The sequence below is a fragment of the Micromonospora sp. NPDC052213 genome (assembly GCF_040679695.1).
GTDB lineage: Bacteria > Actinomycetota > Actinomycetes > Mycobacteriales > Micromonosporaceae > Micromonospora.
The window spans coordinates 1-1058 of record NZ_JBFAVI010000414.1 but is presented as its reverse complement, the minus strand read 5'-3'; the positions used below and the strand labels follow the sequence as shown (position 1 = coordinate 1058).

The 1058-nt window shown below is 73.1% G+C and carries 1 protein-coding gene; it reads right to left on the bottom strand.

Annotated elements, in window-relative coordinates:
• Nucleotides 1-73: 73 nt before the first annotated feature.
• A partial coding sequence (locus tag AB0L34_RS34365; protein ID WP_363709850.1) for a class E sortase occupies nt 74-1058 on the bottom strand: 985 nt, incomplete at its 5' end.

The following is a 1058-nucleotide window of genomic DNA, read 5'->3' as shown; positions in this document are numbered from 1 at the left end:
CCAGCAGCAGCGAGCCGATCAGCTTTCCGGGCAGCCCGAAGGGAAGTTTCCGCCAGATCCAGGAGTACACGGCTCACGTCTCCAGTTCGGCCGGGCGGCCCGCCGACTTGGCCTGGACGGTGTCCAGCCGGGCGTGGATGATCAGCCGCTGGTAGTTGTCGAACTTCGGGTTGCAGGTGGTGAGCGTGAGCAGCTTCTCGGTGGGCTTCTGGCCCGGCTTGCCCGGCACCGGTGCGACCACCTCCACCTGGGACGGCTTGACGATGCGCTGCTCGTACACGCGGTAGACGAGCCAGTCGGTGCGGGTCTCGACCACTATGGCGTCGCCGGTCTTCAGCTCGTCCAGCCGCCAGAACGTGGAGCGGATCCGGTGGCCCGCCACGGCGAAGTTGCCCACCTCGCCGGGCATGGCGCTGTCCGGGTAGCGGCCCGGGGCGTACCGGATGTCGTTGGGGGTGACCCCCTCGACCACCACCCAGTGCTTGTCGAACTTGGGGATGTAGAGGCCGGCGACCGGCTTCCCGTTGGCCGGCGGCTTCGGCTTCACTGTCGGCCCGGTGGTCGGGGCGACAGTCGGGTCCGCGCCCCATTCCTGGGCGAGCTGGCTGTTCAGGTCGCTCTGGTGGGCGTCGACGATGACCGCCTTGCCCCAGATCTCGTAGCCGGCGAAGAGGAGCACCACCAGGCCGAAGGTGATGAGCAGTTCGCCGGCGCCGCGTACGACGGTGCGCAGCCGGGAGCCGGCGCTGGGGCGGGTCAGCTCGGAGTAGACGCTCCGGTAGCCCTCGCCGGTCTGCTCGGGCCGCAACTGCACCACCCGCTCGCCGCGCCGGGGGCGGGGCGGCTCGGCCGGTGGCTCGTCGCCGCTGTCCGCCGCGTCCGGCGCCGGAGGCACCGCGCCCATCAGCCCGGTGGCGTCCATCCGGGGGTCCGCGGGCGGCCGGGTGACGGCGGGCAGCACCGCCGTCGCTCCCGGGTCGGCCGGCGGGGTCCGGTCCGCGTCGGCCGGGCCGCCGAACCGGGGTACGCCGGGCGCGCCGGCCGCCTGCCGTCCCTCG